We start from the raw sequence: 15,088 nt of genomic DNA, 5'->3' as shown, positions 1-15,088 counted from the left end.
ACGCCTTGTTCCAGATCAGGAGGAAGTGCTGACCTTTTTCACCGAAGGCACATCATCGGAACGCACCTCTTTCAGAAGCAACAGCAAGGCCAGAACAATCGGAACCACACCCGCCAGAACGCGCAGGGCGGGCAACCCATCGCCCAGCGCCACCTGCCAACCAATCACCCAGACCGGCACCAGATAGGTATAGGCCATGACCTTGGCGGCAGGCAGACGCAGGGTCGCAATCTGAACCAGCCAAAAAGACACCGCCGTCGCAAACACCGTCAGATAGGCGATGGTGGCCCAAACAAGCGGCGACAGGGACAACCAGTCTGTCGCGATCAGAGCGGGCCAGGCATAGATGGACAAAAGAACCGTTCCCCCCACCAGCGTCCCAAAGGTAAAGACAACCGCAGGCTCCCCACGATTAAGCCGTCGCACCATCGGGGTGTAAATCGCATGTGACGCGCACCCGATGAAAAAGATCAGTTCCCCCCGGCCGATATCCAGCCGCAACAGGGCATCAATATCAGCGCGAAAAATCACCCAAAGGGCGCCAATGGCCCCGATAGACAGGGCCAGCGCCATGCGTCCGGTCATGATCTGCCGCAGCAAAATCCAGCCAAACAGGCCCGACATGACCGGGGTCATGGTGAAAACGGCAGAGGTTGAAATGGGCGGCGCGGTTTTCAGCCCTTCGAACATCAGCACGAAATAGATGGCAAACAATCCGCCCAGCACCCCATAACGCCACGGCGCCTGCCAAGCCGTCTGTGTCGCAGCCCCGACCGCGACAGACACCACCCCCATCAGCACGGCCGCCAGCGCCATGCGCATAACCGTCAACGCCGCTGGATCAATCTGATTGGCAATCAACGACCCCAGGCTGAAAGACCCGGCCACAAGCGCGGAAAACACCAACATCGCCAGATGCCCCCGCAGGGACGGGCTCATGGTTTGCACCCTTTCAACCAGCCCTTTGCCTCGTCTTTCAGGAATTTCAAAAAGGTTTGCACTTTCAGGGTGCGGTGCAAATCTACATGGGTCACCAACCACAGCTTGGTCCGCCACTCTTCGCGCGGTGGCAGGGCCTGAACCAGATTGTCGTGTTGTGCGGCGGAAAGTTCGGTCATGAACCCCATGCCGACACCACCAGCCACCGCCATTTCTATGGCGCGGAAATCGCTGGCCCGGTAGATCACATCCTTTTCACTCACATGCTCATCCAGCCAGCGATAAAATGGTGCCCGTTTGATCCGGGCATCACCTGCCACAAACTTATGCCCGGCCAGATCATCCTCCGATGCGGGAAGCCCGTTTTTCGCGACATAGTCCTCACTGGCATAAAGCGCGATACACTGGGACAACAACGGCTGCACCACATTATCCGGTTGATCCGGGGCCTGCCCGGCCCGAATGGCTACATGCGCCTCCCCATATTCCAGTCGGAACAACCGTTCGCCGGTCAGGTATTGGATGCGGATGTCGGGATGCTTGGCCTGAAACGCGATCAGAACCGGCGCGATCATGGGCGTCATCGCCTCAAGCGAGGTCACGATCAAATCGCCCGCAACCGTTTCCCCCTGCCCGCGGATGCGCCCCTCCAACTGGCTGAACTGGTCTGACGTTGCCTGGGCCACCAGCAGCAGATCGCTGCCGGCCTCGGTGGGCGTGTATCCCCGCGCATGACGTTGAAACAGCTTTGCGCCCAGCCGCTCCTCCAGCGCATCAATATGGCGGATCACTGTCGCATGATGCACGCCCAGAACCTCTGCCGCACCGCTGACCGTGCCCATTCGTGCCACGTGATAGGCCGTGCGAATTTCATCCCAGTTCTGCATCTCTACCTCATGTGCAAATTTCAACACTAACTGTTGGAAAGTAGCAATTGTGTTCAATTGTGCAATGGCTAAATGTGAAGCAGACCCAATTGATAGGATAGAACAATGACCCGCAACATCCTCCGCCTTGACGCCTCCGCCCGCAAATCCGGCTCCGTCAGCCGCGATCTGACCGATAAAATCATTGCCCGCTTCGGCGATACCGACGTCACAACCCGCGACCTGACAACCGCCCTGCCGCAGATTGACGAGGCCTGGATCGGCGCCAACTTCACCCCCGCTGATCAACGCAGCGACGATCAAAAGGCTCTGTTGAAACTTTCCGATGATCTGGTCGCCGAACTGCAAGCCGCAGACACCATCGTGATCGGCCTGCCGGTGTATAACTTTACGGTTCCCGCCGCGCTGAAGGCCTGGATCGACCTGGTGACCCGGGTTGGCATCACCTTTCAATACGGTAAAACCGGCCCGGTTGGCCTGCTGTCGGGCAAACGCGCCATTATCGCCATGGCATCGGGTGGCACAAAGGCCGGATCGGATATCGATTTCGCCTCCACCTATCTACGCCACATCCTGGGCTTTAACGGCATCACCGATGTCGAACTGGTGGCCGCCGACGCCGTGTCTGTCAATGCAGAGGCAACGCTGAAAGCCGCCAATGACGCGGTCGAGGCTCTGGCCGCCTAAAGCACCCAATCGTTCACGAAATTGTTGGGGGGTCTTGCCCCCCACGTTCGGGTCTGGTCATTCTGGACCTATGAAGATCTCACATGATACGCCCGACCTGCTGATCCTTGATGATATCCCCTGGATCATGGGTCTTTTAATGGCAGGGTTTATCCTCGCCTTCGTCGGTCCCGGCACCCTGATCATTCTGAACGGGGAATGGCAGGGTGTCATGCTAATCGGCGTCGGGGGCGGCATCGGGGCACTGGCCTTTTATGGCTTTGTCCGCCGCACACAACTGGTGTTGGATCGCATCAACGGCACCGTCGCGCTGCGCACCCGTAACCTGCGCGGCTATACCGAACGGGTTTTTGACCTTTCTGATGTGTCCCGCGCGCGGCTTCAGGCCCATTACAGCGACAGCAGCAAAATGCACCGCCTGGCGATCGAGGTCACAAACGGCCCTGATCAGGGCGTTCACCCTGTCACGCCTGTCTATTCCGGTGGCAACGGCCCTCACAACGCAGAAGCTGTGATCAATCTCTGGCTCAAAAACAGCCGCTAAACCGTTCGCTTCAATACCTTGGGGTGAATTGGCCATCGGCCAAGAGGGGCAAGGCCCCTTCCCCCCGGCCATCGCAGGCCCGGTCACCCGGGCCTGCAACTGTTCAGATCACGACAGCGCCCGTTTCAGGCGCGGCAGGTTCGACAGGATCAAGACATCCAGCGTCAGAACCGCCAAAATCGTCAACCCCGTCAGGGGGAAAGCCAACGACAACAGTAACGCCAACAGCGCGGCGCCTTTCCAGAACGGCAGGTCGGCAGGCACTTGGGGCGCCACCAATCGGCCAGCCTGTGCCGGGCGTCGCTTCAGCCACATCAACACACCAGATACCGAAAGGAAAATCACCGACAGGCAGAACACCGTGTTCAGGATCAGGTTCCACAGCCCCATCAAACCCATGTGAAACGGGATGCCAACGGCCATGCTTTTACCCATCAGCGAGTAATCCTCATACCCCACATTGGCGAGGATCTTGCCGGTATATTGATCCACATGCACGGTGCGATCAGCGGTGGGCGTGGTGGAATCGCTGCTCATACTGTCCTGATTGATGGTCCAGACACCATCGTCACCACGCGGATAGGCCACCCGAAAGCGACCCTCCAGCCCCAGCGCCCGCCCCAACCAGACAAGGCTGTCTATACCGACCGCTTGCCCCTCTGGCACTCCGGCAATCCCGGCCTGGGATCCAGAGGCCGGCATCAGGGTCTGCTCCAACGTCCAGGGCACATCATTGGTGGCCCCGTGATTCATGGTGGCATGAACACTGTCAGACAATGGAACATTGTCCCATTTTTCGGCCGGAAAGCTTGACCAGGCCTGAACGAACTTACCGCCCCAGACCCCGGCCCAGGCCAGACCGGAAATCAGAAAAACGATCAAAAGCGCCGACATCCAAAACCCGATCACCGCATGAAGGCTCTTCCACAAAGATCGCCCGCGCGCCCGCAAATCCGGCAGAAACGCACGGCGCAGATTGCCCCGTGGCCACCAGATATATAGCCCGGTCACCACCATGATCAGGGCAAGACCCGCGGCGATTTCAATCATCCGGTCCCCGGTCACCCCGATCAGCAGGGTAGAATGGATATTGTCGGCCAGATCATACCAACCCGACCGCCGTGACCAGCTGTCGATAATGGTGCCGCTATAGGGATCAACCGCCACCATGCGCTGCCCCCGGTCGGTGGCAATGCGAAACACCGTCGCCAGATCAGCGGCCTTCGGCCCGATCCATTCGACCACCGTTCCGGGCACAACGGCTTGTGCGGCTTCGGCCTGGGCAGACACCGGCAGGGCCTCACCGGCGATGGTGACGGCGATCTTTTCGCCGTCGCGGCCATCGAACTGAGTGATGAACATCATCATCAACCCGGTCACGGCCAGCATGATCATGAACGGGATCACATAAAGCCCCGCATAGAAATGCCACCGCCAGGCGGCAATATAGAATTTTTGCGACAGATCCCCTGCCGCGGGCGCAGATGCGCCCTGCTGTTCGGTTACACTAACCATTTGGAAAATCTCCATATCTGACACACCGCCCCAAGGCGGCTAATTTTGGTTGAAAGTTGTCAGATAAGAGAGGGCGGCGCGCGCGCTTCGGCCACCTGATGGCGGCGCGCAGGCTGGTAATTGGCCAGAACGACGAACGGATGCGCCACGCGCCGGGGCAGACGGATCATCTGACCGTGCTCTGGCAGATCGACAAGGGCGGTCAGACTTAGCAGACCAAAGGGGCAGGGCCCGGCATCAACCCCGTGATGCGATGGGCCGCCCTCTGCCGGGTCCATATCGGGCGTGACAGTGATTTCCTGAACCCCGTGGCCCGTACAGATCACGATGGTAAATGCGCCAGATTCGTCCTGACCCGGCATGTATCCCGCAGGCAGCAGCGACCACAGCACCAAGGGCAGTATCAGGATCACCGTAACAGCGGCCCTGAACACCCGTGTCGCTTTTAAAACTGATCTTTGACGCCCCATATGGCGCTGAATGTCACAGGCCCGATCGCCCTGCAATGTACAAATTGTCCCAGTCTGAGACGGGGTTATTCCGCCCCGGCGCGATGCTCTTTCCAGCGCAAATAGACATTCGCACCGATCGATGAAAACGGCTCTGGCGGCAGCTTTTCAGGCGCGGATTCGCGGGCGAAATGACGGGTGATGTCGCTCTCCTGCCCGCTGGCCAACTCTGCCACACCCATTCCGGTCATGGTGCCTCGCGCCGTGCCCAGACCGTTCTGGCAACAAGCGGCAAAGACATTCGGCGCGACCTCCCCCATGATCGATACGGAATTGCGACTCAGGCACAGATGACCAGCCCAAGCATATTCCATCCCCAGCCCCGCCAATTGCGGAAAACGCGCATCAAACTTTTCGCGCATCACTTCGCGGGCGCGCCTTAGATCACGGGCATAGGATTTCATCCCCGGCCGGAACACCGCACAGGTCCGGGTGATGATCCGGTTGCCGCCCTGCGCCGTATCGATCCGGCGCATCGTGGTGCCCATCGGGTCTGACGGCGTCACGCCCCAGCGGCTGGTCCCACCCAGCACACGCAGGGCATCGGCATCCAGATCAGGCGTCATTGTGGCAAACAGGAAGATATGCATCAGACGGCGGCGGGCAAATCCAAAACTTTCCAGATGGCCGTTATTGGCCAGAATGATCTTGCCCGCACTGACCAGCCCCTTGGGTGTCATGATCCGGTACCTGCTACCGACTTGCTCAAACCTCTGAACTGGCGAGTTTTCAAAGATATCCGCCACCGGGGCCAGCCCCCCAGCCAAAGACCGGATATAGCCCGCAGGCTGCAACACACATGTACCCGGCGTGTACAGGCCCGACACGTAATACGGGCTGCCAGTCAATTCCCGCATCGCTTGCGCATCCAGCGCCTCTGACGGTTCGCCCAGACTGGCCAGATGTTCGGCATAGCTTTTGTTATGGGCGTCCCCCGCCGCACTGGCCGCACCATTGACCTTGCCCACCGGGTCTACATAGGCCGGGTTGATCCCGTATTCCTCTGCTGCATCGCGGGCAAAGCCAATCGCCATGCGGTTCAGCGCGATGATCTTGCGATCGCCGTCTGCCCCGTCCTGCCCCGCATAATCGCTTGATGACAGATCATGCGGCAGATCAATCATAAAACCGGAATTCCGCCCGGCGGCGCCCTCGGCCAGACGCCCGGCCTCCAAAACCACGATACTGGCACCGGGGTTCAACTGGGCCAACCGTCGCGCAGCGGATAGGCCCGCAAACCCACCGCCGATAATAGCAAAATCGGCGGTGATATCCGCCTCCAACACCCGCGCTGCGGGCTGCGGGCCCAATATCGCATTCCAGGCCGCCGGCCCGCGATGAACCGGCAGGCGTTTGGCGCGAAAACTGTTCTGATCGCTCATCTTGGTCAGTCCGGCTTGTTCAACTTGCACTCAATGGCATCCATCACGGCGCGTACAGCGCGCATTGCGCCACCATCAGATAGGCCCTCAACCATCATCAGGCTTAGCGATGCCTCCGTCGCGAGCGCCTCTTTCTCCGCGCGCAGACTTCCAGCGGTCTTGTCCATTGTTGCCAGAAACCCGGCCAGCAATTGCGTGGTGTAAAGCTCCGCTCCACCCGCATCCCCGGTTTTTTGGGCCAGCCAATCCGCCCCGGTTTCCAGCATCGCCAAAATGCCCGGCACCAGCGCGCAGATGGCAAAATGGCTGTTCAGCGCCGCCTCTGACGCCACAGGGATCACCGGGTTATCCGCCCCAAACAATGGCTCCAGCGTCCCCCCATGCGGATAAACCGCCAGCGGGCAGCCCCCGGCCTCAACATAGCCCAGCGGAATGGTGATCGAGATATCGGTGGCAGGCGCACACCAGGCACGCAGCTGAGCTTCTGTCACCCCGGCCATGACCGACACAACCTGTTGATAGGCCCGAAAGTGCAACCCGTTGATCGCCGCCTCGGCATGCTGGGGTCGCACACATAAAAAAACGATCTCTGATCCATCAATGACAGATTGGTTCGGGGCGACGGTAATCGCCTCAAACCCTGCGGCCAGCCCCGCCGCAACATCGGCGTTTCGTTCCGACACCAAAACCGCGTGGCCGGCACGGGCCAGATAGCGCGCCATCGGTGCCGCAATATGCCCGGTTCCGATGAACCCGACCCGTGCCATCAGTCCACAGCCTCATCCGCATCATCGGCCAGATCGATCCAGATTGTTTTCAACTGGGTGTACTGGTCATGGGCATGAATAGAATTGTCGCGCCCGCCGAACCCGGATTGTTTATAGCCGCCAAAGGGCGTTGTGATATCCCCCTCGCCAAAGCTGTTCACGGTCACTGTTCCGGCCCGAATGGCCCGCGCCCCACGAATGGCGCGTTTGACATTGGCGGTAAAGATTGACGCGGCCAGACCGTAATCCGTGTCATTGGCAATCGCGATCGCCTCGTCAAAACCCGACACCTCGATCACCGACAGAACCGGGCCAAAAATCTCCTCCCGCGCCAGTTTGTGATCATTGCCAGGGATTGAAAAAACCGTGGGCTCGACATGGGTACCGTGATGGGTCTTGCCACCAAAGATCACGTCGCCGCCCTGATCCAGATAGGAACAGACTTTGCCGAAATGAGCCTCTGACACCAACGCGCCGATCCGCACCTCCGGGTCCAGCGGATCACCGACCACCCAATGTTTGGCATGTTCCTTGATCCGCGCCAAAAGCGCGTCTTTCACATCCCGATGCACGATCAGACGGGAAGCGGCCGAACAGTTCTCCCCCATGTTCCAGAAAGCACCGTTGACCACGTGTTGGGCCACGACATCCAGATTTTCCGCGTCATCCATCACCACGCAGGGGTTCTTGCCACCCATTTCCAGCACGACCTCTTTGGCATTCGATTCCGCCGCATAGGTCAGAAAGCGTTTGCCGGTCACGGTGGACCCCGTAAACGACACCATGTCGATATCCATATGCCGCCCGATGGGCTCGCCCACCTCAGCCCCGCCGCCGGGCACGATATTCAGAACCCCCTTAGGCAGACCCGCCTCTGACGCCAATTCGGCAACCCGCAGCGCGGTCAGGCTGGTCTCCTCGGCTGGTTTCACCACGACTGAGCAGCCCGCCGCCAGCGCCGGGCCGATTTTCCACGCCAGCATCAACAACGGGAAATTCCACGGCAACACCAGGCCCACAACCCCGATTGGTTCGCGCACCACCATGGCGATGTGATCGTCCGAGGCCGGGCTGACCTGATCATAAATCTTATCAATCGCCTCGGCATGCCACTTGATGCAGTGAATGGTTTCCGGGATGTCCACGGTTTCGCAATCATAGATCGGCTTGCCGCTATTGACAGCCTCCATCACCGCCAATTCGCGGGCGTTCCGGGTCAACAGTTTCGCAAATCGGATCAGAACACCCTTGCGCTCTGACGGGTGCAGGCGGCTCCAACGCCCATCATCGAACGCCTCCCGCGCCTTTGTCACGGCAAAATCCACATCCTCAACCCCGCAGGCGGCGATATCGGCCAGCTTTTCACCCGTGGCCGGGTTTACGGTGGCAAAGGTCTTGCCCGAAGCCGCCGGGCGATAGCCCCCATCAACAAAGGCAGAGGTCGGAAACGCCAGATCAGCAGCGATGGCCTTGTATTCGTCTTGTGTCAGCAGGTCCATGTTCCTCACCCCTCTGCCTGAATGTCAGCGATTGTCTTTTTCAACACACGCACCACCTGTTCCAGCGCGCGCTTGTCGTCCTTGTTCAACGCGCGCAATGGCGGGCGCATCGGGCCGGTGTTGATCCCGTTCAGATCGACGCCGTATTTAATCGTCTGAATGAACTTACCACCCTGTTCCAACACCCGCATCAGGGGCAGCAAGGCCGACATGATCCGCCGCCCCTTGGTGAAATCACCCTCGACCATGCAAGCGTTGTAAAGCGCAAGATGTTCATCCGGCAGGAAATTCGATCCACCACAGACCCAAAACGGCGCCCCCCAGGCGAAAAACTCCAGCGCCTGATCATCCATCCCGCAGCCCAGCGCGATATGCGGATAATCCCGTGCCAGCAGATGCACCCGGTTGATGTCACCAGAGCTTTCCTTGATCCCGCAGAAATTGCGGCTGCGACCAACGCGATCCAGGAACTCCTCGCCCATCATGGTCCCGGTACGATGCGGATAGTTATAAAGCATGATCGGCAGATCTGCCGCCTTATCAATCGCCAGAGCATTCAGTGCGTTTTCCCGGTCTGTCGGCACTGAATAAGACGGGCTGGCAAGCAGTAACGCATCGGCCCCGATCTCTCTTGCACCAATGGCCAACGCGATCGAATCCGGCGTCATCATCGCACCGGTTCCCACCACCAAAGGCACCCGACCCTTGATCCGATCCTTGGTAAACTTCGCCACCTCAATCCGCTCTGTCACGCTCTGGGCATAGTTTTCCCCGGTCGACCCGCCGGAAATCAGCCCATGCACGCCAGCGGCAATCAGGCTTTCGATCACATCGGCCAGCCCATCCCAGTTGACGCTCAGGTCTTCATTGAACGGGGTCACGACAGGCGTATAGATCCCTTCAAACTTGAATATCGGTGTCATTTGATCCTCATGCTGGGGTTTTGCGGGCCGGATTCCCCATTGGGATATCCAGGCCCGCAGGCATTACAAAAAGTTCGATCCGGTCGCGCGACAGGTTCCAATGATCAATGGCCAACCTCCCGGCGGCCTGTTCATCACCGGCCTCAATGGCGGCGATGATTTCATCGTGATGACGGGCTGCGGTTGAAACATTCTGCGCCATCTCTTCGTCGCGCGGCGCATAAAATGTCATCGAAATCCGCGCGTGATCAATCAACAGCCGCCGGAAACTGGGCAGCAGATAGGTGTTGGCGGCCATGTCGCCAGTGATTTCATGAAACAGGTTATTGGCCAGCGCCCGATCTGCCCCGCCGCCCCGGTGAAGCGTTCCCTTGAACAGCTCCTGCGCCTCTTTCAATGCCGTGATCTGGTCGGGCCGGGCGTTTTGGGCAGCCAGTCGCAGGATCGCGCCATAGATCATCGGGGCAGCCAGGAAAAACTCCCGCAATGTCGTGTGGGTCATTTCTGAAACCCGCGCACCCCGGTTTTCCCGCAGGTCAACATACCCTTCCCCAGCCAGACGGCGCAGCACTTCGCGCAGGGGCGTGCGCGACAGCCCGAACTCGTCGCTCAGGCTGGCCTCATCCAGATCCTGCCCCGGGCGCAGGCGCAGGGTCAGGATGGATTGCTTCAAATATTCATAAAGCGTGTCTTTGGGGTTCTGAGTTTCAGATTTCATAATCGCATGGCCAAGGTGATTCCATGGCCTTGTATCATATGTGTATACGAAATGTATACAATCAATGCCGTCGCAATACCGACAAAATACCGACGTTCTGCAGACAGCCGAATTTCAGGGATATCAACCGGGTCGGCGCCCGTTCTGATCGACAATAATCTGACCATCTTCCTTAACAATCGGCCCGGGTGGCAGCCTGTCCAACAGGTCCAGAACCACCTCTGAGGGGCGGCACAGGCGCACCCCTTTGGGGGAACAAACAATCGGGCGATTGACCAACACGGGATGTTCCAGCATCGCCTCCAACAGGGTTTCATCGCTAACAGACGGGTCCAGCAATCCCATCTCCTCCGCCGGGGATTTGGTGGTGCGAAGAGCGGTGCGTGGTGTCAGCTCAGCAGCCGCAAACAACGCTTGCAATTGCGGCCGGGTCCAACCGGTTTTCAGGTATTCAATAATGGTTGGCTCCGTGCCCGAAGCGCGAATAATCTCCAGAACATTGCGCGAGGTTCCGCAGTCAGGATTGTGATGAATGACGATCGGCATAGGGTCCCCTCATGGCGTTTCGGCTTGAAATACAAGGGGTTTGTAACAGGAAAACAAAAAACGCCCATCAAATTGATGGGCGCTTTGTCAGGTTGGGTCAGGGCAGTGAGAGCTTAGCGCCCCTTCCAGACCGGATCACGTTTCTCAGCAAAAGCGCGCGCGCCCTCCAGCTGATCCTCACTGGTATAAAGCCTCTCGACCGTGCCAAACTGACTGCGGGTGATCTTGTTCATCGCATCCTGGAATTTCATATCCTCAGCCTCGCGCACGATCTCTTTGATCGCGGCATAGACCAGCGGCGGGCCGCTCTCCAGCAAACGCGCCAGGTCCCAGGTCTTGTTCAGCAGATCCTCCTGCGTGGTGATTTCCTTAACAATGCCCCAGCGATGCGCCTCTTCCACATCGAACCAACGGCCCGTTAACAAAAGATCCATCGCCACGTGATAGGGAATACGCTTCGGCAGTTTCACACTCGCCGCATCCGCAACCGTCCCCGACCGAATTTCCGGCAGGGCAAAAGAGGCATTTTCCGACGCCATGATTAGATCGCAAGAAATGGCCAGTTCAAAGCCACCACCACAGCAAATCCCGTTTACGGCAGCAATCACCGGCTTGTTCAGGCGCGGCAATTCCTGGATACCGCCAAAGCCGCCAACACCGTAGTCACCATCAACGGCGTCGCCATCGGCAGCTGCCTTCAAGTCCCAGCCGGGGCAGAAAAACTTGTCGCCCTCAGCCCGTAGGATCGCCACGCGCAGGCTGTCGTCATCGCGAAATTCGCGAAAAGTTTCGCCCATGATCCGGCTGGTTTCCAGATCAATCGCGTTGGCCTTTGGGCGATCCAACGTGACCTCAAGAATGGCACCTTCGCGGCGTGTTTTAATCGGTGTATCGGTCATATTACTCTCCTGTCACGATCAGCGCGTCAGCCGCCACTGCACCGTTGGTTCCGCATAAAAGCGGATTGATTTCAACCTCTTCCAGCTGTCCTTGCCGCGCAATCACATAGTCCTGCAAGGCCATGACTGCATCCAGAATGGCACCCCGGTTTGCCGCAGCAGCCCCCCGGTATCCGTTCAGAACCTTGTTGATTTTCAACTTGTTTAAAGTGTCATCAACCGTGTCACGCGATGTCGGGATCAGAACAGAGGCGCGATCTTCCAAAAGCTCGGTCAAAACTCCGCCAGCAGCCAGCGTCAGAACATATCCATGGGCCGGATCCAGAACCACCCCAACCAACAGTTCGGCCACCGTTCCGTTGATCATTTCTTCGATCAGGAAGCTGTCTGTCGGCATCGCCTCCGCTGCGCTTTGCACCGCTTCGGCGCTGGTCAGATTCAACGCCACTGCCCCTGCCTCAGTCTTGTGGGCAATGCCCCGGCCCTTCAGAACCACCGGAAACCCGATTTGTGTCGCAGCAAGCGCAGCCTCGGCAACGCTTTCAGCCTCTGCTGATTGCGGTACCCGCACGCCATGCGCAGATAGCGCCGCCTTGGAGTTTGCTTCGGTCAGGGTACATGAACTGGAAACTTCCTGGGGCAACAGAACCGGCTCTGCCGGCACCTTTGACTGCCCCAGCCAAGCGGCAATCTCAATCGCCTTCAGCGCCTCATCCAGCCCGCACATCGGTGCAATATCCGCTGCCAGCAACCTGTGGCATTCATGCTCAGGCATGTTTTCATGTATTGTCGCAATCAGCGCCATCGGGGTGGATTTATCCTTGCGCGCACGCAGCGCGCCGGTTGTGACATCATACCAATCTTTGGGCGTACAACGGTCCTCTCTCGGGTAGTCTAGGATAATCACGCCAAGGGCCAGATCCGGATCCATCATCGCGGTAAACGTGTTACCCAGGGCATTCGCATCACGCCAGATATACGTATGATAATCCAGCGGATTGTTCAGCGCCACCATTGGCCCAAGCGCGGCACGCAGGTCCGTGTGCTGCCGATCTGACAGCGGGGGAAACTCAATCTGCATGCCCACTGCCGAATCCGCAATCAAACTGGCCTCTCCACCGGAGCAGGACATCGAGGCAATTTTGTTGGATTTCAGCGGCCCTGTGACATGCAAAAGCTTCAGCGTTTCCAGAAAATCCGGGATCGAGTCGACCTGCGCAATTCCCAATCGCGAAAGAAACGCACGCGATCCGGCATCGCTCCCGGCCAAAGAGGCGGTGTGAGAAATCGTAGCTGCTTGCGCATGTTCAGATTTACCGACTTTCAGCGCAATGATCGGTTTGCCCAGCGCGCGCGCTGTTGCAGCCAATTCTTCATATCCACGGATATCACCGATACCCTCAATATGTAGGCCCAACGCCGTAACCCGCGGATCGGCCAACATCGCTGCACCAATCTGCGGCAAGCCGGTTTGCGCCTGATTGCCTGCTGCGGACAAATAGGCAATCGGCACCCCACGGCGCTGCATCGAGATGTTCATCGCAATATTTGAGGACTGACTGATAATCCCAACGCCGCTGTCCACATGTGCGCCACCATGCTGATCCGGCCACAGGGCTGCACCGTCCAGATAGTTCACGAAACCATAGCAGTTGGGGCCGACCAGGGTCATATCGCCCGCAGCCTCAAGCAGCTGTTCCTGAAGGCTGGCGCCAGAGGCGTCCTCGGCCTGTGCTTCGCGAAATCCGCTGGCAAGACAAACGACGCCGCCTGCCCCCAGCTCTGCCATTTCACCCACAGCCTCAATCGTTAGATGGCGGTTTACGGCGATATAGGCGGCATCGGGCACGCCCGGCAAATCGGCGGTGCTTTTATAGGTCTTTTCCCCCTCAAACTCGTCCCGTTTGGGATGAACCGGCCAGATCTCGCCCTCAAAACCGATGCTGCGGCTGTTTTTGATAATGTTTCTGCCCCATTCACCACCGCCAACAAGCGCGATGGATTTTGGACGCAAGAGTTTGTCCAAACCTGACACGTGTTATCCTCCCAGCGGACGCAACATTTCGCGGCTGATGATGTGCCGCTGAATCTCTGATGTACCTTCCCAGATACGCTCAACCCGCGCATCGCGCCAGATCCGTTCCAGAGGCAGCTCATCCATCAGGCCCATTCCGCCGTGAATCTGTATCGCTTCATCTGCGACCATGGCCAGCATTTCCGTAGCTTTCAGTTTGGCCATGGACATGTCGGTTTCTGTGACCGTGCCCTGATCAAACTTCCAGCCTGCTTCCCATGTCAAAAGATTTGCGGCCTTCAGCTCTGTCGCCATATCGGCCAGTTTGAACGAGATGCCCTGAAATTTGGAAATCTGCTGACCGAACTGTTTGCGCTCTGCGGCATATTCCACAGCATGCTGCAACGCGCGTTCGGCGCGACCCAAACAGGTGGCAGCGACTTGCAGGCGGGTTGCCCCGAGCCATTCATTGGCAACATGGAAACCCTTGTGAACCTCGCCCAGAATTGCAGATTTAGGCAAGCGGCAGTCATCAAACTCCAACACACCGTTGGAATAACCACGGTGGCTGACATTGCGATAGCCGTCGCGCACAGTGAACCCCGGCGTGCCCTTGTCCACAAAAAACGCTGTGATCAGTTTCTTTTTGCCACGCGGCGTTTCCTCTTCCCCGGTCGCCATGAAGACGATGGAGAAATCAGCAATATCGATATGGCTGATAAAGTGTTTGGTGCCGTTCAGGATAAAATCATCCCCGTCTTGGCGCGCTGTCGCAGACATACCACGAAGGTCAGATCCCGCCCCCGGCTCGGTCATGGCAAGGCTGTCCCACTTTTCGCCGCGGATACAGGGGAACAGATATTTTTCCCGTTGCTCATCCGTCCCGGCCAACAGGATGTTTGATGGGCGGGCCACGCCTGTCCAGTGCAAGGCATAGTTGGCCCGGCCCAGTTCTTTTTCATACATCAGCCAGGTCAGCGTATCGAGCCCGGCACCACCGACCTCTTCGGGCATATTGGCCGCATAAAGACCCGCCTCTATCGCTTTGGCCTGAATTTCTTTGACGACATCCATCGACAGATGGCCAGATCGCTCAACTTCAAGCTCATGCGGGTAAAGTTCATTCTCAACAAAACTGCGAACGGTCGAGACAATCATCTCTTGTTCTTCGGTCATCCCAAACTGCATCTCACTCTCCTCCGAAGGACATGGGTTTGGGGGATCGCTATCAGATATTGCAGAGCCACAATATGCAGGTT

Annotated in this window: 15 protein-coding genes; 2 read left to right on the top strand and 13 right to left on the bottom strand. The window is 58.3% G+C overall.

What is annotated here, in order from left to right; genetic code table 11:
• Positions 1 to 15: 15 nt before the first annotated feature.
• Both AC2D8P_RS07085 and AC2D8P_RS07080 read right to left on the bottom strand, forming a co-directional pair.
• Positions 16 to 939, bottom strand: a complete 924-nt coding sequence (locus AC2D8P_RS07085; protein ID WP_484701573.1) for a DMT family transporter — start codon at positions 937 to 939, stop codon at positions 16 to 18.
• Positions 936 to 1,826: a LysR family transcriptional regulator gene (locus tag AC2D8P_RS07080; RefSeq protein WP_484701572.1), complete on the bottom strand. Its 891-nt coding sequence runs from the start codon at positions 1,824 to 1,826 to the stop codon at positions 936 to 938. Before AC2D8P_RS07080 ends, AC2D8P_RS07085 begins: the two co-directional genes overlap by 4 nt.
• Before the next feature lie 105 nt (positions 1,827 to 1,931).
• On the opposite strand from AC2D8P_RS07080, the gene AC2D8P_RS07075 reads away from it, so the two are divergent.
• Positions 1,932 to 2,513, top strand: a complete 582-nt coding sequence (locus AC2D8P_RS07075; RefSeq protein WP_484701571.1) for an FMN-dependent NADH-azoreductase — start codon at positions 1,932 to 1,934, stop codon at positions 2,511 to 2,513.
• A 70-nt stretch (positions 2,514 to 2,583) separates the two neighbouring features.
• Positions 2,584 to 3,057 (top strand): hypothetical protein, encoded by a 474-nt coding sequence (locus tag AC2D8P_RS07070; RefSeq protein ID WP_484701570.1) that lies wholly within the window; start codon positions 2,584 to 2,586, stop codon positions 3,055 to 3,057.
• Positions 3,058 to 3,165: 108 nt separating this feature from the next.
• Here the strand turns inward: AC2D8P_RS07070 and AC2D8P_RS07065 are convergent, their stop codons facing one another.
• The 11 genes from AC2D8P_RS07065 to AC2D8P_RS07015 form a co-directional block, all read right to left on the bottom strand.
• Positions 3,166 to 4,572: a PepSY-associated TM helix domain-containing protein gene (locus AC2D8P_RS07065; RefSeq protein WP_484701569.1), complete on the bottom strand. Its 1,407-nt coding sequence runs from the start codon at positions 4,570 to 4,572 to the stop codon at positions 3,166 to 3,168.
• 59 nt (positions 4,573 to 4,631) lie between these two features.
• Positions 4,632 to 5,078, bottom strand: a complete 447-nt coding sequence (locus AC2D8P_RS07060; RefSeq protein WP_484701568.1) for a DUF2946 family protein — start codon at positions 5,076 to 5,078, stop codon at positions 4,632 to 4,634.
• A 29-nt stretch (positions 5,079 to 5,107) separates the two neighbouring features.
• The gene (locus AC2D8P_RS07055; RefSeq protein ID WP_484701567.1) at positions 5,108 to 6,463 is read right to left on the bottom strand and encodes an NAD(P)/FAD-dependent oxidoreductase; all 1,356 of its coding nucleotides are present in this window, start codon (positions 6,461 to 6,463) and stop codon (positions 5,108 to 5,110) included.
• Positions 6,464 to 6,468: 5 nt separating this feature from the next.
• Positions 6,469 to 7,230, bottom strand: a complete 762-nt coding sequence (locus tag AC2D8P_RS07050) for an NAD(P)-binding domain-containing protein (protein ID WP_484701566.1) — start codon at positions 7,228 to 7,230, stop codon at positions 6,469 to 6,471.
• Entirely contained in the window at positions 7,230 to 8,729 is a 1,500-nt protein-coding gene (locus AC2D8P_RS07045) for an aldehyde dehydrogenase (RefSeq protein WP_484701565.1), read from the bottom strand. Before AC2D8P_RS07045 ends, AC2D8P_RS07050 begins: the two co-directional genes overlap by 1 nt.
• A gap of 5 nt (positions 8,730 to 8,734) precedes the next feature.
• A complete protein-coding gene (locus AC2D8P_RS07040) occupies positions 8,735 to 9,652 on the bottom strand; it encodes a dihydrodipicolinate synthase family protein (RefSeq protein ID WP_484701564.1) in 918 nt (305 codons plus the stop codon).
• 7 nt (positions 9,653 to 9,659) lie between these two features.
• Complete coding sequence (locus tag AC2D8P_RS07035; protein WP_484701563.1) at positions 9,660 to 10,370, bottom strand: GntR family transcriptional regulator; 711 nt, start codon at positions 10,368 to 10,370, stop codon at positions 9,660 to 9,662.
• A 123-nt stretch (positions 10,371 to 10,493) separates the two neighbouring features.
• Positions 10,494 to 10,916 (bottom strand): arsenate reductase (glutaredoxin), encoded by a 423-nt coding sequence (gene arsC / locus AC2D8P_RS07030; RefSeq protein ID WP_484701562.1) that lies wholly within the window; start codon positions 10,914 to 10,916, stop codon positions 10,494 to 10,496.
• 113 nt (positions 10,917 to 11,029) lie between these two features.
• Complete coding sequence (locus AC2D8P_RS07025; protein WP_484701561.1) at positions 11,030 to 11,815, bottom strand: carnitinyl-CoA dehydratase; 786 nt, start codon at positions 11,813 to 11,815, stop codon at positions 11,030 to 11,032.
• A gap of 1 nt (position 11,816) precedes the next feature.
• Entirely contained in the window at positions 11,817 to 13,850 is a 2,034-nt protein-coding gene (locus tag AC2D8P_RS07020; protein ID WP_484701560.1) for an acetate--CoA ligase family protein, read from the bottom strand.
• Positions 13,851 to 13,853: 3 nt separating this feature from the next.
• Positions 13,854 to 15,017, bottom strand: coding sequence for an acyl-CoA dehydrogenase family protein (locus tag AC2D8P_RS07015; protein ID WP_484701559.1), 1,164 nt, complete (start codon positions 15,015 to 15,017; stop codon positions 13,854 to 13,856).
• Between the last annotated feature and the right edge of the window lie 71 nt (positions 15,018 to 15,088).

Source organism: Roseovarius sp. YIN77 (genome assembly GCF_057219155.1).
The sequence above is the reverse complement of the archived record's forward strand: the minus strand, read 5'-3'. Positions and strand labels throughout refer to the sequence as shown.